Origin of the sequence: Sphingobium sp. (assembly GCF_033795625.1) — a bacterium.
Classification (GTDB): Bacteria; Pseudomonadota; Alphaproteobacteria; order Sphingomonadales; family Sphingomonadaceae; genus Sphingobium.
Map to the genome: position 1 here is coordinate 64,770 of NZ_JARYGI010000008.1, position 24,276 is coordinate 89,045.

A 24,276-nucleotide genomic window follows, 5' to 3' on the forward strand; every position below is an offset into this window, starting at 1 on the left:
CATGGATAACGCGGATTTCTTCATGGGGCTGGCGCAGCAGGCGCTCTGGATCACGGCTTTGGCCGCTGGTCCCATTTTGCTGCCTGCGCTGATCGGCGGCGTCATCATCGGCATGATCCAGGCGGCGACCTCGATCAACGAGCAGACGGTCAGCTTCGTGCCCAAGCTCATCATCGTCATGGCGACGCTGGCGCTGTTCGGCGGTTCGATCCTGCTGCTGATCGCGGACTTCACGCGCGAGATTTTCGAGCGCATCCCGGACGTGCTGCGGTGATTGCGCCGGGCTTCGTCGGCGTCGAGGCGCAGCTATGGCTGTGGCTGATCGCGATGATCCGGCCCGGTGCGGCGTTTCTGGCCGCGCCCATCTTCGGCGCCAATTCGGTGCCGGTTCAATTGCGCCTGATCCTGAGCCTCGCGCTCGGCATCGCCGCGCTTAATACGGTGACGATCACGCTGCCTCCGGGCGGCATTGCGAGTTTCGGCGGAATGTCGATGGTCGTCGGTGAAGTGCTGGCTGGCCTCGCCATGGGGTTCGCTCTGCAGATCGGCTATGCGGCGGCGTTCGTCGCGGGCGAGACGATCGGCAACACCATGGGGCTAGGCTTCGCCGCGATGGTCGATCCGCAGTCGGGGCAGTCGACGCAGGCGATCGGGCAATATCTCTCCATCCTCGCTACCTTCATCCTGCTGTCGATGGACGGGCATCTGATGCTCATCAGCTACGTCGTGCAAAGCTATCAGGCGCTGCCTCCGGGTGGTCCGATGCTGTCGGGGGATGCGGCGTATAACCTCGTCATGTTCGGCGGCACATTGCTGGGGGCGGGGCTGACCGTCGCGCTGCCAGTGGGCTTCGCGCTGGTACTGGTGCAGTTGGTGATGGGAATGTTGGCGCGGTCCGCGCCTTCGCTGAACCTGTTCTCGGTCGGCCTGCCCGTCACATTGCTGTTCGGCCTCATCTTGATGGCGATGGCCGCGCCGATCATGGGGCAGGGGATTTCGGCATCCCTGCGCGCAGGCCTTGAACAGGCCGAAGCCATAGCGACGAGACGCTAGGGCCATGTCGCAGAACCCCACCGGCGGCGGCGAAAAGACCGAGAAACCAACCCCGAAGAAACTCGCCGACGCGGTCAAGAAGGGCGACATCCTCCAGTCGCGCGAACTTGGCACGGCGATGGTGGTGATGGCGGGTGTCGGCTGCATGGCGGTCACTGGTCCGATGCTGTTTGCGGCCATGGGCGACATGCTGCGCCGGGGCCTGCGCTTCGACCGGGCCGATGTCATGGATTTTTCGCCCGCCGAGCGCGGCTATGCCCTGTTGCAGAGTATTGCCTTCCCCGTGGCCGCGATCCTGCTGGCGACGGTCGTAGCGGCCATCGCCGCGCCTGCCATCCTCGGGTCTCTGGGCTTCCGGGCGGAAGCCTTCGCGCCCAAGGCATCCAAGCTCAATCCGATGAGCGGCCTCAAGCGCATCTTCGGGCCGCAGGGTTTGACGGAACTGCTGAAATCCATCGCCAAGGTGGCGCTCATGGGCGCGGTCGGCTTCTGGCTGATCTGGGACCGGATGGAGGCCATTGTCGGCATGGGCACGGCGGGGCTGGAGCCAGCGCTGATGGAACTCGGCCGCATTTTCATCTTCGCCTGCATTGCGATGGCGGGCGCGCTGTTCGTGGTCGCCGGGATCGACGTGCCCGCGCAGATATTCCAGCGCGGCAAGCGGCTCGCCATGACCAAGCAGGAAGTGAAGGACGAGCATAAGGAAAGCGAAGGCTCGCCCGAACTGAAGGGCCACATCCGCCAGAAGCAGTTCGAGATGATGAGCGGATCGGCGCGCAAGGCCGTGGCCGAAGCCAATGTGATCATCACCAACCCGACGCACTTTGCCGTGGCGCTGCGTTATCATCCGGGCAAGGATGCCGCGCCGGTGGTGGTTGCGCGTGGCCGCGACGCTATCGCGGCCTCGATCCGCGAACTGGCTGACGCGAACAAGGTGCCGGTGCTGCAATATCCCGAACTGGCCCGCGCGATCTACTTCACCTCGCGGGCCGGGCAGGTGGTGGACGAGGCGCTGTACATGGCGGTGGCGACCGTCCTCGCCTTCGTCTTCCGGGTGGAGAACCGCATGGCGAGTGAGATGGACCGGCCATTCATCAACGTGCCCGATGCCCTGCGCTTCGATGCCGAGGGCAAGCTTTCCGGCGGCGCCGCAGGGTAAATTAAAGCTTAGCCTCGTTCATCCGTACTATCTTCATGGGGACGCATTAGGATGATGCGTTATGAACGACTATCTGCCGCGCAACGAGATATCGCCAGTCGACCGGGTCGCACCGCGCCCGATCTTGCCGGTCACGTCCGTGCGCGCCGCCGATAACGCCGGGGCGGAAGCGGACAGGCAGCCCATCCGAATAGAAAACATCGAAGACGGCGCGAACATCGCCGCCGAAAGCGAAGGGCAACTCGCCAGCGCAGCCGAATATGCGCGCATCCATGCCGAAGTCGCCAGCATATTGTCCTCGATCCGCGCTTCCGGCAGTGGATCGCAGACGATCGTCGACATCGACGGCGCCATCACCGCCATGACGCCGATGCCATTCGTCATCGTGCCCATGCCGCCAGCCAGTAAGGCTATGGTCGAGCAGGCTGCCCGCGTCGCGCAACGGCTGATGGCGGATGCGGCACTCGCCCATGCCGCGCAAGCGCATGTGAAGCCCGGCACCGTGGACCAGATCCTGTCGCAAGTCGCCTGATCTCCGCCCGCGTGGGGCCTACCAAAAATCTACTAAACATCGCGCGCCGTTCGCCGTTCTTTCTCCATGAAAGGATCGCATGTCCATGAGTTCGATCAGCAACAGCATCGCCAATTCCCTAGGGGTCGGATCGGGAGTCAATTCCTCCCAGATCGTGGCCGACCTGACGGCGGCAGTGCGTGAGCCCAAGGAAAAGGCGCTCAGCAGCAAGATCAATCTCAACAATGCCCGCATTTCCGGCCTCGCTTCGGCCACAAGTTCGCTGACCAGCTTTTCCAAGGGGCTGACCGACCTGCTCGCCGGCACCGGCTTTTCGGGGCAGCCTGCCTCCAACGATCCGACGATAGTCAATGTCAGCCTGCTTCAGGGCGGCGTTCCGACCGGCCTGCCCGCACAGATTGAAGTGCAGCAGCTTGCATCGGGCCAGACGATGGAATCGGCGATGCTGACTGACAAGACCTCGACCGTCGGCCTCGGCAAGCTCAAGCTCACCACGGGTGGCCAGGATTACACCATCGAAGTGACGTCCGCGAACAACACGCTGGAAGGGCTCGCCGCGGCGTTCGATGCGCAGGCCTCGGGCGTCACTGCTTCGGTCGTCACCGACAATCGCGGCGCGCGCCTCGTGCTCAAGGGTGCGACGGGTGAGGCGAGCGGCTTTACGATCACGTCGGACACCGCCGACGCCGATCTGCAGCGCTTCGCCACCAGCGGCGCAGTGGGCGCCCTCGTCCAGAAGACTGCCGCTGCCGACAGCGTCATCCTGATCGATGGCATCGAAATGCGGAACAAGACGAACACCGTCGACACCGCCATTCCCTATGTCCGCATCGACCTCAACAAGGCGGCGCCAGGCACCAAGGTGACGCTCGCCAGCACCGAGCCGACGACCACGATGCGCGATCTGGTGAAGGAGTTTGTCTCCGCTTACAACACGCTGCGCACGGCCCTCAACAGCGCCACCGCAGCGGCGACCGATCCGGCCAACTCCGGCGCGCTGATCGGCGATTCGGGCGTGCGGGAGATGGTGAAGCAGCTTTCGCGGCTGACATCGACGCCGCTCGCGTCCTCTGGCCCCTATCGCACGCTCAGCGACCTTGGCGTAGGCACCAACCGCGACGGTACGCTCAAGCTCGACACCGCGCAGCTCGACGCCGCCATCGCCGCCGACCCGCAGGCCGTGACGCAGATGCTGAACCCGACTGTTGCCAGCGCCGCCAATCCCGGCCTTGCCGGTGCGGTGAAGAAAGTCAGCGACGATCTTCTCGGCGACACCGGCGCCCTCAAAAGCTCCACCGCGAAATATGACGCGCTGAAGAAGGCTTATACGGAGCAACTGGATAAGCTGAACAAGGACATGGAAAATTATGAGGCGCGGACTGCCGCCGTCTTCTCCGCCATGGATAACAGGCTGGCCGCACTGAAGGCCACGCAAAGCTACATCGAACAGCAGGTGAAGGTCTGGACGAACAGCAACAGCTAAGTTCGACTGCCCTCCGACACTATCAAGACAAAAGGACCAAGATCATGTTCTACAGCCAGGGATATGCAGGCATCGGCGCAACGGCGCGGGCGAACAGCGCCAGCCGGGCCTATGCCGCCGTTCACGCAGGCAGCCGCATCGAAGGCGCTACGCCGCACAGCCTGGTGAAGATCCTGTTCGACGAACTGCTCTATGCAATGGACGCGGCGATCGTCGCGGAAAAGCAGGAGGACAGCGTCAAGGCGGCCGACAAGCAGGCCCGCGCCGTGTCGATCCTGCATGCGCTGGAATCGAGCCTGGATTTTGAGCGCGGCGGGGATGTCGCGGTGTCGCTGGCACAGGTGTATCGCGCGTCGCGCCGTCTAATGATCGAAGGCGTCCGCGAGCATAAGGTCGAACCCGTCGAGCAGGCACGCGCCATCATCGCGGAGATCGCGGGCGCATGGGAACAGATCGGCTAAGTCAGGCGTACTCCGAGACGCGGATTTGCTCACGGGCTGTGGCTTGCCGTCTTTCAGATATATGCGCCCGGTGTTGACGCTCTGCTTTGGGTAACTGTATAGGCTGTTTTCGCAACAGGGCGGCCCGGCGGGGGCCGCCTTTTTGCTTTCAGGCGCTTCTGCCGATCTTCCACTCCCCCGCATCGTAGACTGAAAGGGACGCTCATGTCGATTACGCCGCTCATGCCCGTATACCCCCGGTGCGATGTACGGCCGGTCCGAGGGGAAGGCTGCTATCTGATTGGCGAGCGCGGTGAGCGGTATCTGGACTTTGCAAGCGGTATCGCGGTGAACCTGCTGGGCCATGCGCATCCGGTGCTGACCAAGGCGATCGCCGATCAGGCCGCGACGCTGATGCATGTGTCGAACCTTTATGGCAGCCCGCAGGGTGAAGCATTCGCGCACCGGCTGGTGGACACGACCTTCGCCGACACGGTGTTCTTCACCAACTCGGGTGCGGAAGCGGTGGAGTGCGCGATCAAGACCGCGCGCCGCTATCATTATGCCAATGGCAATGCGCACCGGCACAAGATCATCAGCTTCGACAATGCGTTTCACGGGCGGACTTTGGGCACGATCAGCGCCACCAGCCAGCCCAAGATGCGTGACGGGTTCGAGCCTTTGTTGCCCGGCTTTACCGTGGTGCCGTTCAACGATCTGGAAGCCGCAAAGGCGCAGATCGATGATAACACCGCCGGTTTCCTGCTGGAGCCGATCCAGGGCGAGGGCGGCGTTACTGCGGCTACGCCGGAGTTCCTCTCCGGCCTGCGTGCGTTGTGCGACGAGCATGGCCTATTGCTGATCCTCGATGAAGTGCAATGCGGCTATGGCCGTACCGGCACCTTCTTCGCGCATGAGCAATATGGTCTGACGCCGGACATCATGGCGGTGGCGAAGGGTATTGGCGGCGGCTTCCCGCTGGGCGCATGCCTTGCGACCGAGGAAGCGGCGAAGGGTATGGTGCCCGGCACACATGGCTCCACCTATGGCGGCAATCCACTCGCCATGGCGGCGGGCAGCGCGGTGATGGACGTGGTGCTGGAACCCGGTTTCCTGGAGCATGTCCAGACGATGGGCAATCGCCTGCGCTCGGCTCTGGAGCAGATGATCCCCAATCACGACGCGCTGTTCGACAGCGTGCGCGGGGTGGGGCTGATGCTCGGCCTGAAGCTGAAAGACACGGCCGAAGCCCGCAGCTTCGTCGCCCATCTGCGCGACAATCATGGGCTGCTGACGGTCTCTGCGGGACAGAACGTGGTCCGCATCCTGCCGCCGCTGGTGATCGACGAAAGCCACATCAGCGAATGCGTCGAGCGCCTGTCCGCAGGCGCACGGAGCTTCGAGGTGCCGGTAGCGGCTTGAAATATCTAGCCACCGTTCGTGCTGAGTAAAGGCTGCGCGCAGTCGAAGACCGTATCGAAGTATCCGTGCAAGATCCTTCGATACGCCATTTCGGCTTTGCTCAGTGGCTATTCAGGACGAACGGTGATGAGGAGGACTACTTCCGATGACCAGACACTTCCTGAACCTGTCCGATGCAGGCGGCGATGCCGTTGCCGCGATGATCAACGACGCCATCGACCGCAAGGCCGCGCGCGTCGGCTGGCCCAAGGGCAAGGTGGATGCGGATGCGCCGCTCGCAGGCCACACGCTGGCGATGATCTTCGAGAAGAACTCGACTCGCACACGCGTCTCCTTCGACATGGCGATCCGCCAGCTTGGCGGCACCAGCATCGTCATGGACGGCGGCTCGATGCAGTTGGGGCGCGGCGAGAATGTTGCGGATACCGCACGCGTCCTCTCCCGCATGTGCGACGCCATCATGATCCGCACCGACGATCATGCCAAGATCGAGGAAATGGCCCGGCATGCCACCGTGCCCGTCATCAACGGCCTCACGGATCTGTCGCATCCCTGCCAGATCATGGCGGACCTGCTGACGGTGATCGAGCACGGCCTCGCGCTGCCGGGCAGCGAATGGGCGTGGCTGGGCGATGGCAACAACGTCCTGCACTCGATCATCGAGGCGGCAGGGCTGATGAAGTTCAACGTCCGCATCGGCGTGCCGCAGGGCTATGAACCCGATCCGCGCTTCGCCGAGGAAGCGACAGCGCGGGGCGCGAAGATCACCTTGTCCCGCGATGCCGCGCAAGTCGCGCAGGGGGCGGACGTGATCGTCACCGACACCTGGATCTCGATGGGGCAGGAGCATGCGCAGGAGAAGCTGGCCGCGATGATGCCCTATCAGGTCGATGCCGCGCTGATGGCGCAGGCCAAGCCGGGTGCGAAGTTCCTGCATTGCCTGCCCGCTCATCGCGGCGAGGAAGTGACCGAGGACGTGATCGACGGACCGCAGTCGCTGATCTGGGACGAGGCGGAGAACCGGCTGCACGCGCAGAAGTCGGTCCTGCTCTGGGCGCTTGGAAAGCTGTAGGGCGTTCCTATATCCTCGCTTCCCCTTGCCGCCGGTCTTGTTGCGGCGAGGGGATGAAGGAATCGCGTCTTGACCTCTCCCGTCTCCATCGACCTCGATCAGGCCATCGGCTTCAACATCCCCTCGCGCCACGTCCGCGGCCGGCTGGTGCGGCTGGGGCCTGTGCTGAACGAAGTGCTGGCCGCCCACGCCTATCCGCCGCCGATCGAGCGGCTGCTGGCGCAGGCGCTGGTGATGGCGGCGCTGCTCGGATCGACCCTCAAGCATGTGGACGGGCAATTGACGTTGCAGGCTCAGACGGAGAATGGCGTCGTCGACCTGCTGGTCGCCGACTACAAGGGCGGCGCAGTGCGCGGTTATGTGCAGTTCGATGCCGAACGGCTGGTTGAACTTGGTACTGACCCCACGTTGTTCGGTCTCTTCGGCAAGGGCTATCTCGCCATCACCTTCGATCAAGCGGCGCCTGCCGACGACGGCGGCGCGGCCCGCTATCAGGGGATCGTACCGCTGGAAGGCGAATCGCTCGGCAAGGCGGCGGAACATTACTTCTCGCAGTCGGAGCAGATCCCGAGCTTCGTGCAGATCGGTACCCGTCATGATGCCGATGGCCGGTGCTTGGCCGCAGGCGTGCTGTTGCAGCACATGCCCGAAGGCGAAGTCGGCCGCGAACGCCTGCATGTCCGCCACGACCATCCGGAATGGGAGCATGTGCAGGCGCTGGCTGCGACGCTGAAGGATGAAGAACTTACGGACGACACGCTGCCGCTGTCGGATATCATCTGGCGCTTGTTCCATGAGGAAGACGAAGTGCGCGTCACCGATCCGGCGAGCATCGCCAAGGGATGCCGCTGCAATTTCGATCATATCCGCGACGTGATCTCTCGTTTCCCTGCCGACGAGCGCGCGCAGATGGCGGACGAGACGGGGCAGATCAAGGTCGATTGCGCCTTCTGCTCGCGGGTCTTCCCGATCGCGCTGGTGAGCTTCGACAACTAGAAACGTTACGATTGCGGCAGGATCGTGAAGCCGCGGTTATTTTGTCGCCGCAATTCTATGCCAAGGGAAAAACCGCAAGGGGTTGCGGAACGCGCCGAGGCTATCCTGATCGGCGCGCATGGGGAACAGACGGTGATGGTTCGGTCGGTATTGCGCGTTGGAATCGCGGGCGTGTGCCTTTTCGTCGCTTTGGGCGGCGCGCGTGGTCCGGTATCATCGCAGGTGCCAAGGGAACTCGCTGCTCTGGAGCCCGGCGAATGGTCGCTGACGGATCGTGATACCGGCGGCGTCGTCCGGAAAATCTGCCTGGGCGACAAACGCCAGCTCCTGCAACTGAGGCATCATCATATCCAATGCTCCCGCTTCGTGGTCACGGATGCCGAGCGTCAGGTCTCTGTCACCAACGACTGTGCAGCGGCGGGTAACGAACGCACCGATATCCGCATAGAAACGCCCCGGCTCATTCAGCTCCAGTCCCAGGGGATCGAACGTGGCGCGCCCTTCTCCATGGCGATCGAGGGGCGGCGGGTCCGCGCCTGCCAGTAGGGAAGGCGCATAATTCATGGCCTTGCGCGCAGTGCCGCGCGAGAGTAGCGCACCGCAATGGCAAGTCCTTCCAACAGTTTCGCCGTCATATTGCTGTCTGGCGGTCTCGATTCGATGGTCGCAGGTGGCCTCGCGCGCGAGGCTGGCCATCGCCTGTTTGCGCTGACGATCGACTATAATCAGCGGCATCGCGTCGAACTCCAGGCTGCCGCGCGCGTCGCAAAGGCGCTGAACGTGATGTCGCATATCACCTTGCCGCTGGACCTCACGGCTTTCGGCGGCTCGGCGCTCACTGCCGATATTGCCGTGCCAAAGCATGGTGTTGGCAGCGAGATACCCGTTACCTATGTGCCTGCGCGGAACACGATCTTCCTGTCGCTGACCCTGGGCTTTGCCGAGGTTACGGGGGCCACCGACATCTATATCGGGGTGAACGCACTCGATTATTCCGGCTATCCCGACTGCCGCCCTGAATTCATCGACGCGTTCCAGAAAATGGCCGCGCTCGCGACCAAGGCGGGCGTCGAAGGCAGGCCATTGCGGATCAACGCGCCGCTTCAGCATATGAGCAAGGCCGACATCGTGCGGGAGGCGGACCGGCTGGGGCTGGATGCGGGCATGAGCTGGTCCTGCTACGATCCGACGCCCGATGGCCTGCACTGCGGGATGTGCGATAGCTGCCGGTTGCGGTCCAAGGGCTTCGAGGAAGCCGGGTTGCCCGATCCCACGCGCTACGCGGTAAAGCCCTGAACCGATGAGCTACGCCGTCAAGGAGATGTTCCTGACGCTGCAGGGCGAAGGGATGCAGGCGGGCCGCCGTGCGGTGTTCCTGCGTTTTGCCGGATGCAATCTCTGGTCCGGGCGCGAAGTCGATCGGGCGACCGCCGTCTGCCGCTTTTGCGACACCGATTTCGTCGGCACGGACGGTGCGGGCGGTGGCAAATTCGCGGACGCCGACGATTTGGTGCAGGCGGCCGTCAACTTTTGGGCCGCGGGCGCGGCGGGGCGCTATATCGTGCTGACGGGCGGAGAACCGATGCTTCAGGTGGATGATGCCTTGGTCGATGGGCTGCACGATGCAGGGTTCGAAATTGCGATCGAGAGCAACGGCACCTTGCCGGTTCACCCCGGCATCGATTGGGTGTGCATCAGTCCCAAGGCCGGTAGCGAAGTCGTACAGACCTGCGGCAATGAACTGAAGCTGGTGTGGCCACAGGCAGGCAGCGATTATCAGGCGATGGAAAGCTGGCGCTTCGACCATTGGCTGATCCAGCCCTTGGACGACCCGCAGGCGGCGCAAAACATAGAGGCCGCAATCGCCTTCGTCATGGAGCGCCCGAAATGGCGGCTATCGCTTCAGACGCACAAGGCGCTCGGCCTGCGGTAGCGGAAACCGAAAGACGCTCTAGCCGCCCGCCGGTTTCTTCGCCGCCTGCGCATCCCACTGCGCCTTGCAGCTTGTGAGCAGCTTGCCCTTCTTCCAGCATTCGGCGTTCAGCGGCGGGATGGCGGCCGTGTAGTCATATCCCGGCGATCCGAAATAGCGCTCGCCCGTCAGCACGAGCGACTTCTTGAGTTCGCCCATCCGCTTGCGCGCGACTTCGAAAAGCTTGCCGCGTTCGGTGAAGATCGCATCGCGACCAATCGAGCCTGCCGTCTGGCAGAAATTCCGCTGCGCCTGCACGGTCGAATAGCCCGAATAGATCCGCGTGCCATATTGATCGAGCGCCTGCTGCCCCGGCTTGCCTTTCCCGACGGTGCGCTGGAAATATTTGCCCAGCGTGTCGAACGACTGCTGCAGTTCCTTGCTATGATGCGCGATCGTGGCGTTGTAGTTGGAGACCGTCAAAAGCGTCGGCTCGAAATCGCATTGCAGCGCCGCCACGTTCAGCGCGGCACGCAGGTTCCACACCAGACCGGCGTTCAACTCTTCGGGTGTCGCGCCCGGCAGGTTCAGGCCCAGGCTGGGTTCCGCGCCTGTCACCGGCGGCGTCGAAAGATCGGGCGGCGACCAGAAAAACTGTGCCGGAGCAGGCTGTGCGGCGAACGCCGCGCACAGGGCTGCGGCCAGCAGGGCAGGGCGGACGGGCTGACGCATCACTCTCACTAATCCTTGAATCCAGGCAACTTATACTGCTCACTAACCCAACGCTCGGGGCGTGTCAGTCCCATTTGCGTGAAAGTGATAAATTAAGCGAAATAGCCTTATTGGTCCGCAATGACTTCGGTATCGGCGGCATTTTCGGCCGGGTCCGCGTTCTTGGCCGAGGCCCGCGACGCGTTATTGCCGGGCGCGTCCGTCGCGTTCGCGGCGAGTGGTGTGCCTTCCGACTTGACGCCATCGAGGTCAGTCATCGCATCGCTCGCGGTGCCATCGACGACTTCCAGATTGTTCATGGCGACGGCGCTGCTGTTCTGGCTGTCGCCCTTTCCGCAGGATGCGAGCGGCAGGGCAAGGGCGGCAAACAAGATGACGCGATAGGCAAACGGCAATGACGGCATCCTTGGCTCCCGGAAGCAACAGTAGCGCGCGACCTTAACGGGCCGGTAAGCTTCGTCAAGTTTGCGGCTTTACGGACAGCTTAGCTTGACCGCGCGCATCGCCCGAGCCGCGCCAGGAACGCGTCGGACCGTGCCTGCAACGCCGCGTCGAACGCCTCCAGCGTCACGTCCCGGTTCAGGGCGGCCAGGCTGGTCACGGGAAACTCGGCGATGCCGCACGGCACGATACCGCCAAAGTGCGACAGGTCGGGGGAGACATTGACCGAGAAGCCATGCAGCGTCACCCACCGCCGCACGCGCACGCCGATCGCGCCGATCTTCGCTTCATGGCCATTAAGGTCGTCCGTCCAGATGCCGATGCGTCCCTCCGCCCGCCGTGCCGCCACGCCGAAGTCGCTCAGCGTGTCGATCACCCAGCCTTCCAGATTGTGGACGAAGTTGCGGATGTCCCTGCCGCGCTTGCCGAGATCCAGCGTCAGATAGCCGACACGCTGGCCCGGCCCATGATATGTATACCGCCCGCCGCGCCCGGCGTCGTAGACGGGAAAGCGGTCGTCCAGCAGTTCCGCCGCGTCCGCGCTGGTCCCTGCGGTGTAGAGCGGCGGATGCTCCAGCAACCAGACGCGCTCGGCCGCGTTACCTGCCGAAACGGCGGCGGCGCGTGCCTCCATGTCGGCCAGCGCTTCGGGATACGGCACTGGAGCATCGCTACGCCGCCATTCGATCGCTTGCATTGGAGTTGAATCAGGAGCCATCCCGCTTCCTTGACTTGCCATCGCTGCCGGATCAAGGGTTGCGGCGACATTGCGGGGATACAACAGGATCATGAAGCCACTTTCTATCAGCAGGGCGTGGGAAGAAACCGTTGCGTTCGTCAAGCGCGAAGGGTCCTTGCTGTTCCCGGTCGCTCTCCTGTTCCTGGCGCTGCCGATCGTGCTGTTTCAGCAGATGGTTCCGCCCGAGTTGATGGCCAACATCATGAAGGCGGAAGCGGGCAGGGGGCAGGCGGCGCTGCCTGCCGTACCCGCAGGCTTCTGGCTGGGTTTCGCGCTGATGATGATCGTCGGCCTCGTAGGCGCGCTTACCGTCTACGCCCTCGCGCTGAGGCCGGGGATCAGCGTGGGGGAAGCAATGAAGCTCGGCTTGCAGCGTCTTCCCGTGCTCCTCGGCGCGGGCTTGCTGGTGGCGGCCGCTGGCGGGCTTGCCGTGCTGGCGTTGGCGGTGCTCGCTGCGGTGTTCAGCCTTGTAGGCGGGGCCGCGGCCGTCACCGCCCTCGTGACCATGAGCGTCGTAATCGCGATGCTGTTCGCTGCGGTGCGGTTGCTGTTGATGAACGCGCTTGCCATCGATCGCCCGGTGGGTCCTGTGGACGCCATCCGCCAGAGCTGGGCGCTGACGCGGGGGCAGTTCTGGCGGTTGCTCGCCTTCCTCGCCGTAGTGATCTTCCTGACGCTTATCGTTCAGACGGCGGTGCAGTCGGTATTTGGCGTGATCGGCGGGCTGGTCGGCGGCGCGGAGCTGGCGTTGCTGGCGGGCGGCCTTGCGACTGCGGCGATCTCCGCTGTCGTGCAGGTGTACTTCATGGTGATGACGGCGCGCATCTACCGCCAACTTGAAGGCGCGGGCTAAGCCAGCATCGGCACGTGCGGCGCCGCCTCGCGCGACAAAATTCCGAACGCGCGGGGATCATCGAACGTTTCGATTGCCCGCCCGAACGGCACGAACCCCGACTTGACATAGAAATCGAGTGCCGAAGGGTGGTCCAGCGTGCAGGTATGGACCCAGAAGCGCTCCACGCCCTTGCGCCACGCCAGCATTTTGGCCTGCGCCATCAGCCAGCGTCCATTTCCTTGTCCGGTTAATTGCGGCACCAGCCCGAGAAACGCGAGTTCGCAGTCCGGCAGCGACCGGAAATCCAGTTCCAGCAGCCCGATCTCGATGCCCTGCGGATTGCATATGGCGTAGATCTCGACGGCCGGGTCGTGAATGACCGCTTTGACATGCGCATCCGGTTGCACCAGCCGGGAGAACCACAGCCACGGCTCCCCCACGCGGCGGAACAGGATGCGGTACTTCTCCAGCGTCGGCGTCTTCCACCGCACCAGCCGCAGGGAAGACGGAGGCAAGGGCGCGGGCTTCGGTTTCGTCCGCATCTCCAGATGCGTGACGATCGTCGCCACCTGCCTCGGATCTACGTCAACCAGCGCCATGTCAGCTCCAGTTGGCGCGCGGGGGCAGGCTCATCAGGATCGCATCGATGTTGCCGCCCGTCTTCAACCCGAACAATGTGCCCCGGTCGTGCACGAGGTTGAACTCGGCATAGCGCCCGCGCCATTCCAGCATCTGCGTCTCCTCGGCTTGCGTGAATGGCGTGTCCATACGCCTGCGCACGATGGGCGGGTAGGCTGCCAGAAACGCCTCGCCGACCGACCGCGTGAGCGCGAAGTTCAGATCGAAATCGCCGTCGCGATGATCGTAGAAGATGCCCCCGACGCCCCGATGCACGCCGCGATGGGGGATATAGAAATAGTCGTCCGCCCACGTCTTGAGCGCAGGATAGAGCGCCGGATCGTGCGTGTCGCAGGCGGCCTTGAAAGCCGCGTGGAAGTCCGCCGTATCCTCGGCATAGGGAATCGGAGGATTGAGGTCCGCGCCACCGCCGAACCAGCGTTTCGTGGTTGCCAGGAATCGCGTATTCATGTGAACCGCTGGCACATGCGGATTGGCCATATGGGCGACCAGGCTGATCCCGGTCGCAAAGAATGTCGGGTCCTCGGCCGCGCCGAGGATCGACTTGGCGAACTCGGGCGAGAACGCCCCGCCCACGGTCGAGACATTGACGCCGACTTTCTCGAACACCTTGCCCTTCATCACGCCGCGCACGCCGCCGCCGCCTTCGCCCGGCGCAAGTCCCTCTGCTTCGCGCTGCCAGGGCGTGTATTCGAAAGCGGCGTCGCTGCCGGCTTCCCTCTCGATGGCCTCGAATTCCGCGCAGATCCGGTCTCGCAGGGACTCGAACCAGTCGCGGGCCTGCCGTTGCTCGGCGTCCAGCATCAACGCGTTCGTATCGATCATTCCGGATATTGCCCCGTCTGCCGCAATGCTTCGCTGAGCGCGATGCCCGTCGAGACGGCAATATTCAAGGATCGAAATCCCGGCGCCATCGGAATCCGGATTCGCGCGTCCACGCTGTCGCGGACCTCGTCAGGCACGCCGGCGCTCTCCGATCCCATCAGCAGCACGTCGCTGGCCTCGAACCTGACCTGCGGCAGACGCGTTGCGGCATGGCTGGACATCAGCATGATGCGGCGGCCTGCTTGCCTGCAAACGCCTGCAAAATCAGCGAAGCTGGCATGCCGCGTGACGTCTGCGGCCTGCCCGTAATCCATTGCCGCACGTTTCAGCCTGGCGTCGGAAAAGGCAAAGCCGCACGGCATGATGATGTCGACGGGAACGGCAAAGCAGGCCGACAGGCGAAGGATTGCGCCGACGTTTCCGGCGATCTCGGGTTGGTAAAGAGCTACACGCATGAGCGCCCGATACTGCAGTGCGGAACAATGTGACAACCGCAATCAAATTGCTGTTGGCAAATGCGATGGTTCGACGCTATCAGGCCCGCGAACCACGCCGGAATGCGGGCCGGCGCTTGTGCGCCCCCCGTTTATCTTGATTGCCCAAAGTGATCCGGAGCAGAGCGTGGACAAGGGGCCACATTTGCAAGGGTATGGTGCATGGCAACGGTTGAGCACATTGAAACAGAGACGCCGCAGGCGGGTGAGGGTGTGCGTCGCCGCGACTTCATCAATATCGCCGCTGTCAGCTTTGCGGGCGTAGGCGCCGTCGCCGTGGTGCTGCCGCTCATCAACCAGATGAACCCAAGCGCGGACGTGCTGGCGCTGGCATCTACTGAGGTAGACCTTTCGGGCATTCAACCGGGGCAGGCGATCAAGACGACGTTCCGTGCGCAGCCGCTGTTCGTGCGCCACCTGACACCTGCGGAAATCGCGAAGGCCGATGCGGTCGATGCGGGGAGCCTGCGCGATCCCCAGACGCTGGAAGACCGCGTTGTGGACGGCAAGAAGCAATGGCTCGTGACCATGGGCGTGTGTACCCATCTGGGTTGCGTTCCGCTCGGCGCGGGCGAGGGCGAGAACAAGGGTGAGTTCGGCGGCTACTTCTGCCCCTGTCACGGCTCCAGCTACGACACGGCCGGCCGCATCCGCAAAGGCCCCGCCCCGCTCAATCTTCAGGTCCCGGAGTATAGCTATACGTCCGACACCGCCATTCTCGTAGGCTGAGGTAAAGATCCATGAGTTTCCCCTGGGCAGAACATTACACCCCCAAGGCGCCGCTGATGAAGTGGATCGACGAGCGCCTGCCGCTCCCGCGCCTCGTCCACGGTGCGATCGGTGCGGGCTATCCTGTACCGCGCAACCTCAACTACTTCTGGAACTTCGGTGTTCTGGCGGGCGTCGCGCTCGTGATCCAGATCGTTTCGGGCATCATTCTTGGCATGCACTTTGCGGCCAATGAGCTGGTGGCGTTCGGGTCGGTCGAGCACATCATGCGCGACGTGAATGCCGGCTGGATGATCCGCTATGCGCATGCAAACGGCGCGAGTTTCTTCTTCATCGTCGTCTATCTCCACATCTTCCGCGGGCTCTTTTACGGATCGTACAAGGCTCCGCGCGAAATGGTGTGGCTGCTCGGTCTCGTCATCTTCCTGCTGATGATGGCCACCGCGTTCATGGGATACGTTCTGCCCTGGGGCCAGATGAGCTATTGGGGCGCGAAGGTCATCACCGGCCTGTTCGGCGCCATTCCCGTCGTCGGCGAGCCGATCCAGACCTGGCTGCTGGGTGGTTTTGCTCCGGGCAATGCGTCGCTGAACCGCTTCTTCTCGCTGCACTATCTGCTGCCGTTCGTCATTGCGGGCGTCATCATCCTGCACATCTGGGCGCTACATATTCCAGGTTCCAGCAATCCCACCGGCGTCGAAGTGAAGGGCCCGCAGGACACCGTGCCTTTCCATCCCTATTACACGGCCAAGGACGGGTTCGGACTTGGCGTGTTCATGGTCCTGTTCGCTGCGCTGATGTTCTTTGCGCCGAATTACCTGGGCCATCCTGACAACTATATCGAAGCGAACCCGCTCTCGACGCCTGCGCACATCGTTCCGGAATGGTATTTCTGGCCGTTCTACGCGATCCTGCGCGCCTTCACTTTCGACTTCTTCTTCGTGCCTGCCAAGCTGCTCGGCGTGATCGCGATGTTCGCGTCGATCCTGATCCTATTCTTCCTGCCCTGGCTGGACACGTCGCCCGTTCGTTCGGGTAATTACCGCCCGGTCTTCAAGAAGTTCTTCTTCTTCGGCCTGCTTCCCTGCGTTCTCATCCTTGGCTATTGCGGCGGTGCTCCGGCGGAAGAGCCTTATGTGATGATCAGCCAGTTGGCCGCCGCCTATTACTTCGCCCACTTCCTCATCATTCTGCCTGCGGTGGCTTATTTCGAAAAGCCGTTGCCGCTGCCGAATTCGATTACGGAATCGGTGCTCAACCGTCACGCCATCGAAGGCGAACAGCGCGCGGTGCCCGGCATGGGCGCAGATCCGCAGCCGGCTGAATAAGGGGAATATCAGACCATGCTTCGCCCAGCCCTCATTGCCATCGGTGCGTTCTTCACGCTGATGCTGCTCTATTCCTTCGCTTCGGGCGCGGTCGCTTATATCGGCGATCCGCCTGCCGCGACGGCCGAGCATGAATTCCACAAGCACCCCAAGGAAGTGGATTTCTCCTTTAACGGACCGCTTGGCCATTATGACCGCCAGCAGCTCCAGCGCGGCTTTCAGGTGTTCAAGGAAGTCTGTTCGGCCTGTCACAGCCTGAAGTTCGTGGCTTTCCGCGACCTGCAGCAGATTGGCTACAGCGAAGCCGAAGTGAAGGCCATTGCCAAGCAGTGGGCGATCAAGACTCCCGACGTGGATCCCGCCACAGGTGAAGCCGCGACTCGCGACCCGGTACCCGCCGACCGGTTCCCGAAGCCCTTCGCCAACAATGTCGCGGCCGCTGCCGCCAACAACAATGCGATCCCGCCGGACTTGTCTCTGATGACGAAGGCTCGCCATGAAGGCAGCACCTATGTTTACTCGCTGCTCACGGGTTATCAGGCTCAGCCCGCCGAACTTCTCAAGGCGTTCCCGGACGCCAGGACGCCGCAGGGGCTGCACTACAATCCCTATTTCGCGAACCTCAACCTTGCCATGGCGCCGCCGCTGACCACCGAAGGTCAGGTCAGCTACGCCGATGGCACCAAGCCGACCGTCGACCAGATGGCCAAGGACGTGGCTGCGTTCCTGACCTGGACGGCAGAGCCCAAGCTGGAAAATCGCCGGAGCGCGGGTCTCGCCGTGGTGTTCTTCCTGCTGATCGCGACGGGTCTTGCCTACATGGCCTATCAGAATATCTGGGCCGACAAGAAGCATTGATCGTGATCGCCGGCAGCGATGTCGGCGGATCATCCGCACTACCGAACGGCACGGCTCCCAGCGAGTCGTGCCGTCCTGTTTTGCGTAGGGGAGCCGCCGCGTGAACAAAGAGGACCTGCGCGATCTGGTGCGGACGATCCCCGACTTCCCGAAGGCCGGGATCGCGTTTCGCGATATCAGTAGCTTGCTGGCCGATGCGGAAGGCTTCCGCTGCCTGATCGACGCCATGCTCGAAGAAGCGCGCCCGCTTCACATCGACTGCGTAGTGGGAATCGAGGCGCGGGGGTTTATCCTCGGCGCGGCCTTGGCTGCGGCGCTGGGCAAGGGCTTCATCATGGCGCGCAAGCCCGGCAAACTGCCCGGCCGCACTGTCGGGATCGATTATGCGCTGGAATATGGATCCGATCGTCTGGAACTGCATGAAGGGCAGTTGCCTTACGGGGCACACGTCCTGTTGATCGACGATCTGATCGCGACGGGCGGCACAGTTCTGGCTGCAGCACAACTTCTACAACAGCAAGGCGCCCACGTGGCCCTCGCGCTTTTCGCCATCGACCTTCCCGATCTGGGTGGTATGCGCGCACTCGCACAACGCGGGATAACGGCAAGAGCTTTGATGCAGTTCGATGGCCACTGACCTAGAGCTTTTCTTGAAATTCAAGAGGCTTGATCGAAATTAAATTTGCGCCGCTCATTGAGTTGCGACTTGAAATCAATCTTGCACTGCAGCAAATAGCGGCGATGCGTTTCATCCTCCTTAATTCGCCCCTGGTTCCCCTGGCCGCTTTGCTTGCAGCGTGTGGAACACCGCCTCCACCTGCACCGCCTTTGCCGACGGTCACGATCGCCGAGCCGCTGGCGCGCGACGTGATGGACTGGGACGAATATGTCGGTCGATTCGAAGCCATTCAGGACGTGCAGGTGCTTCCTCGCGTTTCCGGCCAGATCACGCAGGTCGGCTTCCGCCCCGGTGTGGAAGTAGGCAAGGGGCAATTGCTGTTCCAGATCGACCCACGCCCTTATCGTGCACAGCTGGAGCAGGCGCGGGCGCAAGTGGCCCGTGCGCAGGCAGCGGTGACCAACGCCCGCACGGAACTGCGACGGGCGGAGGAGCTGCGCAAATATCAGGCCGTGAGCCAGCAGGAGCTCGAAACGCGAGTGGCGACCCTGCGTGCGGCCGACGCAGACCTGGCCGCTGCGCAGGCTGCGGTGCGGGCAAGGGCGCTTGACGTGGAATTCACCTCCGTTCGCTCGCCGATTTCCGGCCGGGTGTCGGACAAGCGCGTGTCGATGGGCGATAACGTCTCGGCGAACCAGACGCTGCTGACGACCGTCGTGACCACCAACCCGATATGGTTCAGCTTCGAAGGCGCGGAAAGCCTGTATCTCAAATACATCCGGCAGGCGGAGAAGGGTGAGCGGGCCTCCTCGCGCTATGCGGCAAATCCGGTGGAAGTGCAGCTTGCCGATGAGAGCGGCTATCGCTGGCGCGGACGAATGACCTTCGTTGACAATGCGATCGACACCAACTCCGGCACGATCCGTGCGCATGCTGAGATCGCCAATCCGGATGGTTTTCTGGTGCCTGGCATGTTTGGACGCGCGCGCCTGCTTGGCTCGGGCACCTATCGCGCCCTCCTTGTGCCCGACGAAGCCATCCAGACCGACCAGACCCGCAAGCTCGTATATCTGGTGGGGCGGGACGGCAAGACAGTCCCCCGTCCCGTGGAGACGGGGCCGCTCGTGGAAGGGCTTCGCGTCGTCCGCGCGGGCCTTAAGGGCGGCGAGAAAATCGTGATCGACGGGCTGGCGCGTCTGCAGCCGGGCACTGCGGTAAAGACGCGGCCGGGCAAGATCTCCCCGCGTTCGGCAGCGCAGCAATCGCGGCCTGCGACGCCCCCCGAGGTAAGCGTCGCCCAGCCTTCCGGGGCATCGAGAAAGGCTCCCGCAGCCGGGACGTCAAACTGATGCGTCTTCCCCACTTCTTCATCGATCGCCCGATCTTCGCGGCGGTCGTCTCGATCCTCATCATCATCATGGGGCTTGTGGCGTATCCGGCTCTGCCCGTTGGTCAGTACCCGGAGATCGCCCCGCCCACGGTCGTCGTGAATGCGAGCTATCCCGGCGCTTCCGCCGAGACGCTCGCTGAGACCGTGGCTGCGCCATTGGAGGAGTCGATCAACGGCGTGGAAGACATGATCTACATGTCCTCCTCCTCCACGGCTTCCGGGCAGGTCGCTGTGACAGTTACCTTCAAACAAGGTACGAACGTCGATCAGGCCCAGGTTCTGGTGCAAAACCGGGTTTCGTCCGCTGAACCGCGACTGCCCGAACAGGTGCGCCAGATCGGCGTGACTGTCCGCAAGAACTCTCCGGACCTCTTGCTGGTGCTGGCGCTCACGTCGCCTGACGGATCGCTGTCCAGTCAGTATATGTCGAATTATGCCACGTTGCAGATCAAGGATAGGCTCGCCCGTATTCCCGGCGTTGGCGGTATTCAGGCTTTCGGCTCGCGTGATTACAATATGCGGATCTGGATCGATCCGGAACGCGCTTCGGTTCGAAACCTCACCGTGGATGAGATCACTGCCGCTATTCGCGGTCAGAATGCGCAAGTCGCCGCCGGGTCAGTCGGCGAGCCGCCCTTCAATCAGGGTGGAACGGCCTTTCAGCTCAATATCCAGACGCAGGGCCGCCTCTCTTCGCCTGAGCAGTTCGGCCAGATCATCATCAAGCGGGACGAGCAGGGGCGGCTGACGCGCCTGGCTGACGTCGCGCGCGTCGAACTGGGCGCGCTCGACTATGGCACGGAGGGTTACATCGACGGCAAGTCGTCAGTCGCGATGGGCATAACGCAGCTGCCCGGCTCGAACGCCCTTGAAACGGCAGATGCCATACGTGCCGAAATGAACTCGCTGGCGAAAAGCTTTCCGCCAGGACTTGTCTATTCGATTCCCTATAATCCGACGGAGTATATCACTGCATCCATCGAAGCGGTTGAGCATACGCTGATCGAGGCGCTTGTTCTGGTGAGCCTCGTCGTCCTCCTGTTCCTGCAGAGCTGGCGCGCGGCGATCATCCCGATCCTCGCCATCCCGGTTTCGCTCATCGGCAGTTTTGCGGTAATGGCGGCCTTCGGATTTTCCCTCAACAACCTGTCGTTGTTCGGCCTGGTGCTTGCCATCGGCATCGTCGTCGACGACGCCATCGTAGTGGTCGAGAACATCGAGCGATTGATGCACGAGGAGGGGATTTCGCCTCTGGACGCAGCGCACAAGACGATGGACGAAGTGTCCGGCGCCTTGATCGCGATTGCGCTTGTGCTGTCGGGCGTCTTCATCCCGACCGCGTTCATTCCCGGCATCTCCGGGGTCTTCTACAAACAGTTCGCCCTGACCATCGTCGGTGCAACAATGATTTCGGCGATTGTCTCGCTGACGCTTTCGCCAGCCCTTGGCGCGTTGATCCTGAAGCCGAAGCGCGATCATGCAGCCGCGGCCGGTTGGCGGGGATTGCCCGGCCGTTTTGCAGAGAAATTCAATCACGGGTTCGACCGGTTGAGTCACGGATATGGCCGCATCACCGCCAGGCTGCTGCGGATGCTGGCGATCGTCGGCATAGCCTATGCCTTGTTGCTGGCGCTGGCCGCCTGGCGCTTTGCAGATACACCTGCCGGCTTCATTCCTTCGCAAGATCAAGGCGTGCTCATTGGCGTGGTGCAGATGCCTCCTGGCACGGCGCTGCAACGCACCGATGAAACGACGCGAGAACTCATCAAGATCGCATCGAAAAATCCCGCGGTATCGGGGACTGTCTCCTTGTCGGGCTTCGACGGCGCGACTTTCACAGTTTCACCCAGCGCGGGCACCATGTTCGTACGCTTGAAACCGCAGAGTGAGCGCAAGACGGCAGATGAAATCACGAAGGAGTTGATGGCGTCGTCGTCCAGCATCACCGCAGGCAGCGTGTTCTTCATCGCGCCACCGCCCATCCGCGGACTTGGCACCGGCGGCGGCTTCAAGATGATGATCGAGGACCGCTTAGGCGCCGGTTACAAGGCTCTGGAGGGTGCGGCGTTCGCGATGATGGGCGGCGCAAACCAGACCGAGGGCCTCACGTCGGTGTTCACGACGTTCAATACCCGAACGCCGCGCCTCTATGCAGACATCGATCGCCCGAGGGCCGAGCAGATGGGCGTCCCCGTGGAGAATATCTTTGCCACGCTCGGCACCTATCTCGGTTCGTCCTATATCAACGACTTCAACTATCTGGGGCGCACGTTCCGCGTGACCGCGCAGGCCGATGCACCCTATCGCGATGATGCGGAGGACGTAGGACGGCTGAAAACCCGTTCGGCCAATGGTGCAATGGTGCCGCTTGCGGCGGTGATGACGCTTCAGAACGACAGCGGCCCTTATCGGGTGGTCCGGTACAACCTCTATCCCGCAGCCGAATTGCAGGGCGCCACCGTCCGCGGCTTTTCCTCCGGTCAGTCACTGGCCAGCATGGAGGAACTGGCCGCGAAGGTACTGCCTGCCGGATTTGCGTTCGAATGGACCGAAATAGCCTTCGAGCAGAAGCAGGCAGGGAATACTGGCATCCTGATCTTCGGCCTGGCGGTTGTATTCGTCTTCCTGTTGCTGGCCGCCCAATATGAAAGCGTCGTGCTTCCGCTCGCCGTTATTCTGATCGTGCCGCTGTGCCTGCTTGCCGCGATCCTTGGCGTCAACCTCATGGGCGGGGACAATAATATCCTCACTCAGATCGGATTGGTCGTGCTGATCGGCCTTGCAGCGAAGAACGCCATCCTGATCGTGGAATTCGCACGGCAGGGGGAAGATGAAGGGCTGGACCCGCGGGCTGCGGCTGAGCGGGCAGGGCATCAGCGCCTGCGTCCCATTCTGATGACCTCGATTGCGTTCATCCTGGGCGTTCTGCCGCTCGTCATCTCCACTGGCCCTGGGTTCGAAATGCGTCAGGCACTGGGCATCGCGGTGTTCTTCGGAATGATCGGCGTAACGATCTTCGGCCTGATCTTCACGCCGGCCTTCTACGTGATCAGCCGCATGCTTGGTGACAAGGTGTCTAGCTGGACAGCCCAGCGGCGTCAGAGATCGCATTTGAGACAGGCGCAGACTGGGGAGACACCGGCATGAAGCGCGCGCTCTCCCTTGTGAGCCTGATGGCGCTCACGGCCTGTGCGGTAGGGCCCAACTATCGTACGCCGGCACCGCTGCCGCCGGCCCAAACTGCGCTGCGGGAGGCAAGCGGCAGCGCCGTTCTGCCTGCTGAAGCCTTGCCGGAAAAGTGGTGGAGGCTGTTCAACGATCCTCGTCTCGACGGACTCGTCGAGCAGGCGCTGGCGCACAATACCGACGTGCGCGTCGCTTCCTCCAACCTGCGTCGGGCGCGGGCGCTGCTGAGCCAGGCGCGTGCCGATCGCCTGCCGACCGGCACAGCGAGCGCACAGGCCGTCAAACAGCGAACCGCTCCCGTCGGCGCCGTGCCCCAGGCTTTCGAGGGGGAATTCTATCGCCTGGGATATGATGCGTCTTACGAGATCGACCTGTTCGGGCGCGTGTCGCGTTCGATAGAAGCGGGCAATGCCGACGCGGCGGCCGCACAGGCGGGGCTGGATGTAGCCCGCGTGTCGATCGCGGCGGAAACGGCGCGCACTTATGCCGATGTCTGCGGCTTCGGTGCGCAGGCGGCGGCGGCGCGGGAGACCGTTACGCTGCAAAGCCGCACGCTCGACCTCACGCAGCGCCTGCTCTCGGGCGGAGGCAATACGCAGCGGGACGTCGATCAGGCTATCCTGCTGGTCGAGCAGGCACGGGCGCAGCTCGCGACGGCAGAGGCCGAACAGCGGGCGGCGGTCTACGCTCTGGCCGTGCTGACCGGGCAGCCGCCCGCCAATGCCGACCAGTCGCTGTTCGCCTGCACGACGCTGCCTACTGTGGCTCAGTCGATTCCTGTCGGCGATGGGCAGACTCTGCTGGCCCGCCGTCCCGACGTCCGCCAGGCCGAGCGCCAGCTGGCGGCGGATACGGCGCGCATCGGGGTGGCCACGGCGGCGCTCTATCCCTCCATCAGCCTGCTGGGCAGCGCGACATCCAGCGCCATCCGGCCGGGAGACCTGGGCACCAGCCGCTCCTTCGGCTTCTCCGTGGGCCCGTTGATTAGCTGGAACTTCCCGTTCCTGGGCGCCGCGCGCGCTCGGGTGCGGGAGAACAGGGCCATCGCCGAAGGATCGCTCGCGCGCTTCGATCAGGCTGTGCTAACCGCGTTGCAAGAGACCGAGCAGGCGCTTGCCCGGCTGAAAGGCGCGCTGGATCGGGAGGCTGCGCTCACGCGGGGCCTTGCCGCAAGCAACAGCGCCGCCTCCATTGCCGAAAGGCGCTTCGCCGCAGGGGCGGACAGCTTCCTCCAGTTGCTCGACGCGCAACGTGATCGCGCAGCGACGCGGGCTGCTCTGGCTTCGGCGCAGAGCGACCGGGCAAGTGCGCAAGTCGCCTTGTTCAAGGCGCTGGGTGGCGGCTGGGAAGGGGCTCCAGAGCCAGTGCGCTTAGCGGAACCGACGCAGTAAC

At 63.2% G+C, this 24,276-nt stretch carries 26 protein-coding genes; 20 read left to right on the plus strand and 6 right to left on the minus strand.

What is annotated here, in order from left to right:
• The first annotated feature begins 1 nt into the window (after position 1).
• The 12 genes from fliQ (at position 2) to queE (ending at position 10,090) form a co-directional block, all read left to right on the plus strand.
• On the plus strand, positions 2-274 hold the full coding sequence (gene fliQ / locus QHC67_RS05980; RefSeq protein ID WP_319292368.1) for a flagellar biosynthesis protein FliQ: 273 nt from the start codon (positions 2-4) through the stop codon (positions 272-274).
• Positions 271-1,053 (plus strand): flagellar biosynthetic protein FliR, encoded by a 783-nt coding sequence (gene fliR, locus QHC67_RS05985; protein WP_319292370.1) that lies wholly within the window; start codon positions 271-273, stop codon positions 1,051-1,053. The genes fliQ and fliR overlap by 4 nt, the downstream gene beginning before the upstream one ends.
• A gap of 4 nt (positions 1,054-1,057) precedes the next feature.
• Positions 1,058-2,212 (plus strand): flagellar type III secretion system protein FlhB, encoded by a 1,155-nt coding sequence (locus tag QHC67_RS05990; RefSeq protein ID WP_319292372.1) that lies wholly within the window; start codon positions 1,058-1,060, stop codon positions 2,210-2,212.
• A 61-nt stretch (positions 2,213-2,273) separates the two neighbouring features.
• On the plus strand, positions 2,274-2,744 hold the full coding sequence (locus QHC67_RS05995) for a hypothetical protein (protein ID WP_319292374.1): 471 nt from the start codon (positions 2,274-2,276) through the stop codon (positions 2,742-2,744).
• An 85-nt stretch (positions 2,745-2,829) separates the two neighbouring features.
• On the plus strand, positions 2,830-4,227 hold the full coding sequence (gene fliD / locus QHC67_RS06000) for a flagellar filament capping protein FliD (protein ID WP_319292376.1): 1,398 nt from the start codon (positions 2,830-2,832) through the stop codon (positions 4,225-4,227).
• Between the two features lie 44 nt (positions 4,228-4,271).
• Entirely contained in the window at positions 4,272-4,688 is a 417-nt protein-coding gene (gene fliS, locus QHC67_RS06005) for a flagellar protein FliS (RefSeq protein WP_319292378.1), read from the plus strand.
• A gap of 204 nt (positions 4,689-4,892) precedes the next feature.
• A complete protein-coding gene (locus QHC67_RS06010; RefSeq protein ID WP_319292380.1) occupies positions 4,893-6,089 on the plus strand; it encodes an aspartate aminotransferase family protein in 1,197 nt (398 codons plus the stop codon).
• 145 nt (positions 6,090-6,234) lie between these two features.
• Positions 6,235-7,161, plus strand: a complete 927-nt coding sequence (gene argF / locus QHC67_RS06015) for an ornithine carbamoyltransferase (protein ID WP_319292382.1) — start codon at positions 6,235-6,237, stop codon at positions 7,159-7,161.
• 69 nt (positions 7,162-7,230) lie between these two features.
• Positions 7,231-8,157 (plus strand): Hsp33 family molecular chaperone HslO, encoded by a 927-nt coding sequence (locus QHC67_RS06020; RefSeq protein WP_319292384.1) that lies wholly within the window; start codon positions 7,231-7,233, stop codon positions 8,155-8,157.
• 57 nt (positions 8,158-8,214) lie between these two features.
• Positions 8,215-8,703 carry a hypothetical protein gene (locus QHC67_RS06025; protein WP_319292386.1) on the plus strand — a complete coding sequence of 163 codons (489 nt, stop codon included), beginning with the start codon at positions 8,215-8,217 and terminating at the stop codon, positions 8,701-8,703.
• A gap of 57 nt (positions 8,704-8,760) precedes the next feature.
• Positions 8,761-9,453: a 7-cyano-7-deazaguanine synthase QueC gene (gene queC, locus QHC67_RS06030; RefSeq protein WP_319292388.1), complete on the plus strand. Its 693-nt coding sequence runs from the start codon at positions 8,761-8,763 to the stop codon at positions 9,451-9,453.
• A gap of 4 nt (positions 9,454-9,457) precedes the next feature.
• On the plus strand, positions 9,458-10,090 hold the full coding sequence (gene queE, locus QHC67_RS06035; RefSeq protein WP_319292390.1) for a 7-carboxy-7-deazaguanine synthase: 633 nt from the start codon (positions 9,458-9,460) through the stop codon (positions 10,088-10,090).
• Between the two features lie 18 nt (positions 10,091-10,108).
• On the opposite strand, the gene QHC67_RS06040 is transcribed toward queE, so the two are convergent.
• The 3 genes from QHC67_RS06040 to lipB form a co-directional block, all read right to left on the minus strand.
• Positions 10,109-10,801: a hypothetical protein gene (locus QHC67_RS06040; protein ID WP_319292520.1), complete on the minus strand. Its 693-nt coding sequence runs from the start codon at positions 10,799-10,801 to the stop codon at positions 10,109-10,111.
• Positions 10,802-10,908: 107 nt separating this feature from the next.
• Positions 10,909-11,205, minus strand: coding sequence for a hypothetical protein (locus QHC67_RS06045; RefSeq protein ID WP_319292391.1), 297 nt, complete (start codon positions 11,203-11,205; stop codon positions 10,909-10,911).
• An 80-nt stretch (positions 11,206-11,285) separates the two neighbouring features.
• Complete coding sequence (gene lipB, locus QHC67_RS06050; protein WP_319292393.1) at positions 11,286-11,939, minus strand: lipoyl(octanoyl) transferase LipB; 654 nt, start codon at positions 11,937-11,939, stop codon at positions 11,286-11,288.
• Positions 11,940-12,030: 91 nt separating this feature from the next.
• Here lipB and QHC67_RS06055 point away from each other — a divergent pair, with 91 nt between their 5' ends.
• A complete protein-coding gene (locus tag QHC67_RS06055) occupies positions 12,031-12,834 on the plus strand; it encodes a hypothetical protein (RefSeq protein WP_319292395.1) in 804 nt (267 codons plus the stop codon).
• On the opposite strand, the gene QHC67_RS06060 is transcribed toward QHC67_RS06055, so the two are convergent.
• From QHC67_RS06060 to QHC67_RS06070, 3 genes are read right to left on the minus strand one after another with little or no spacing between them, the layout of a single operon-like run.
• Positions 12,831-13,415 (minus strand): GNAT family N-acetyltransferase, encoded by a 585-nt coding sequence (locus tag QHC67_RS06060; protein WP_319292397.1) that lies wholly within the window; start codon positions 13,413-13,415, stop codon positions 12,831-12,833. The genes QHC67_RS06055 and QHC67_RS06060 overlap by 4 nt on opposite strands.
• A 1-nt stretch (position 13,416) precedes the next feature.
• Positions 13,417-14,280: an oxygen-dependent coproporphyrinogen oxidase gene (hemF, locus tag QHC67_RS06065; protein WP_319292398.1), complete on the minus strand. Its 864-nt coding sequence runs from the start codon at positions 14,278-14,280 to the stop codon at positions 13,417-13,419.
• Positions 14,277-14,735, minus strand: a complete 459-nt coding sequence (locus QHC67_RS06070) for a tRNA (cytidine(34)-2'-O)-methyltransferase (RefSeq protein ID WP_319292401.1) — start codon at positions 14,733-14,735, stop codon at positions 14,277-14,279. Before QHC67_RS06070 ends, hemF begins: the two co-directional genes overlap by 4 nt.
• A 201-nt stretch (positions 14,736-14,936) precedes the next feature.
• On the opposite strand from QHC67_RS06070, the gene petA reads away from it, so the two are divergent.
• The 7 genes from petA to QHC67_RS06105 all read left to right on the plus strand — a co-directional run bounded on the left by petA (position 14,937) and on the right by QHC67_RS06105 (position 24,275).
• Positions 14,937-15,503, plus strand: a complete 567-nt coding sequence (gene petA, locus QHC67_RS06075) for a ubiquinol-cytochrome c reductase iron-sulfur subunit (protein WP_319292403.1) — start codon at positions 14,937-14,939, stop codon at positions 15,501-15,503.
• A gap of 11 nt (positions 15,504-15,514) precedes the next feature.
• A complete protein-coding gene (locus QHC67_RS06080; RefSeq protein ID WP_319292404.1) occupies positions 15,515-16,831 on the plus strand; it encodes a cytochrome b/b6 in 1,317 nt (438 codons plus the stop codon).
• A gap of 15 nt (positions 16,832-16,846) precedes the next feature.
• A complete protein-coding gene (locus QHC67_RS06085) occupies positions 16,847-17,689 on the plus strand; it encodes a cytochrome c1 (RefSeq protein WP_319292406.1) in 843 nt (280 codons plus the stop codon).
• Between the two features lie 100 nt (positions 17,690-17,789).
• Positions 17,790-18,326, plus strand: a complete 537-nt coding sequence (locus tag QHC67_RS06090) for an adenine phosphoribosyltransferase (RefSeq protein WP_319292408.1) — start codon at positions 17,790-17,792, stop codon at positions 18,324-18,326.
• A 104-nt stretch (positions 18,327-18,430) separates the two neighbouring features.
• Complete coding sequence (locus QHC67_RS06095) at positions 18,431-19,657, plus strand: efflux RND transporter periplasmic adaptor subunit (protein WP_319292411.1); 1,227 nt, start codon at positions 18,431-18,433, stop codon at positions 19,655-19,657.
• A complete protein-coding gene (locus QHC67_RS06100; protein ID WP_319292413.1) occupies positions 19,657-22,845 on the plus strand; it encodes a multidrug efflux RND transporter permease subunit in 3,189 nt (1,062 codons plus the stop codon). The genes QHC67_RS06095 and QHC67_RS06100 overlap by 1 nt, the downstream gene beginning before the upstream one ends.
• The gene (locus QHC67_RS06105; RefSeq protein ID WP_319292415.1) at positions 22,842-24,275 is read left to right on the plus strand and encodes an efflux transporter outer membrane subunit; all 1,434 of its coding nucleotides are present in this window, start codon (positions 22,842-22,844) and stop codon (positions 24,273-24,275) included. Before QHC67_RS06100 ends, QHC67_RS06105 begins: the two co-directional genes overlap by 4 nt.
• The last annotated feature ends 1 nt before the right edge of the window (position 24,276 follow it).

What these genes read in the sequence shown, in the direction of transcription:
- petA (WP_319292403.1), top strand. Translation starts at nt 14,937, where the DNA reads ATGGCAACGGTTGAGCACATTGAAACAGAGACGCCGCAGGCGGGTGAG.
- QHC67_RS06040 (WP_319292520.1), bottom strand. Translation starts at nt 10,801, where the DNA reads ATGCGTCAGCCCGTCCGCCCTGCCCTGCTGGCCGCAGCCCTGTGCGCG.
- queC (WP_319292388.1), top strand. Translation starts at nt 8,761, where the DNA reads ATGGCAAGTCCTTCCAACAGTTTCGCCGTCATATTGCTGTCTGGCGGT.
- queE (WP_319292390.1), top strand. Translation starts at nt 9,458, where the DNA reads ATGAGCTACGCCGTCAAGGAGATGTTCCTGACGCTGCAGGGCGAAGGG.
- QHC67_RS06100 (WP_319292413.1), top strand. Translation starts at nt 19,657, where the DNA reads ATGCGTCTTCCCCACTTCTTCATCGATCGCCCGATCTTCGCGGCGGTC.
- QHC67_RS06045 (WP_319292391.1), bottom strand. Translation starts at nt 11,205, where the DNA reads ATGCCGTCATTGCCGTTTGCCTATCGCGTCATCTTGTTTGCCGCCCTT.
- fliD (WP_319292376.1), top strand. Translation starts at nt 2,830, where the DNA reads ATGAGTTCGATCAGCAACAGCATCGCCAATTCCCTAGGGGTCGGATCG.
- QHC67_RS06025 (WP_319292386.1), top strand. Translation starts at nt 8,215, where the DNA reads ATGCCAAGGGAAAAACCGCAAGGGGTTGCGGAACGCGCCGAGGCTATC.
- QHC67_RS05990 (WP_319292372.1), top strand. Translation starts at nt 1,058, where the DNA reads ATGTCGCAGAACCCCACCGGCGGCGGCGAAAAGACCGAGAAACCAACC.
- QHC67_RS05995 (WP_319292374.1), top strand. Translation starts at nt 2,274, where the DNA reads ATGAACGACTATCTGCCGCGCAACGAGATATCGCCAGTCGACCGGGTC.
- fliQ (WP_319292368.1), top strand. Translation starts at nt 2, where the DNA reads ATGGATAACGCGGATTTCTTCATGGGGCTGGCGCAGCAGGCGCTCTGG.
- QHC67_RS06105 (WP_319292415.1), top strand. Translation starts at nt 22,842, where the DNA reads ATGAAGCGCGCGCTCTCCCTTGTGAGCCTGATGGCGCTCACGGCCTGT.
- hemF (WP_319292398.1), bottom strand. Translation starts at nt 14,280, where the DNA reads ATGATCGATACGAACGCGTTGATGCTGGACGCCGAGCAACGGCAGGCC.
- QHC67_RS06070 (WP_319292401.1), bottom strand. Translation starts at nt 14,735, where the DNA reads ATGCGTGTAGCTCTTTACCAACCCGAGATCGCCGGAAACGTCGGCGCA.
- fliS (WP_319292378.1), top strand. Translation starts at nt 4,272, where the DNA reads ATGTTCTACAGCCAGGGATATGCAGGCATCGGCGCAACGGCGCGGGCG.
- lipB (WP_319292393.1), bottom strand. Translation starts at nt 11,939, where the DNA reads ATGCAAGCGATCGAATGGCGGCGTAGCGATGCTCCAGTGCCGTATCCC.
- QHC67_RS06055 (WP_319292395.1), top strand. Translation starts at nt 12,031, where the DNA reads ATGAAGCCACTTTCTATCAGCAGGGCGTGGGAAGAAACCGTTGCGTTC.
- QHC67_RS06060 (WP_319292397.1), bottom strand. Translation starts at nt 13,415, where the DNA reads ATGGCGCTGGTTGACGTAGATCCGAGGCAGGTGGCGACGATCGTCACG.
- argF (WP_319292382.1), top strand. Translation starts at nt 6,235, where the DNA reads ATGACCAGACACTTCCTGAACCTGTCCGATGCAGGCGGCGATGCCGTT.
- QHC67_RS06010 (WP_319292380.1), top strand. Translation starts at nt 4,893, where the DNA reads ATGTCGATTACGCCGCTCATGCCCGTATACCCCCGGTGCGATGTACGG.
- QHC67_RS06095 (WP_319292411.1), top strand. Translation starts at nt 18,431, where the DNA reads ATGCGTTTCATCCTCCTTAATTCGCCCCTGGTTCCCCTGGCCGCTTTG.
- QHC67_RS06085 (WP_319292406.1), top strand. Translation starts at nt 16,847, where the DNA reads ATGCTTCGCCCAGCCCTCATTGCCATCGGTGCGTTCTTCACGCTGATG.
- QHC67_RS06080 (WP_319292404.1), top strand. Translation starts at nt 15,515, where the DNA reads ATGAGTTTCCCCTGGGCAGAACATTACACCCCCAAGGCGCCGCTGATG.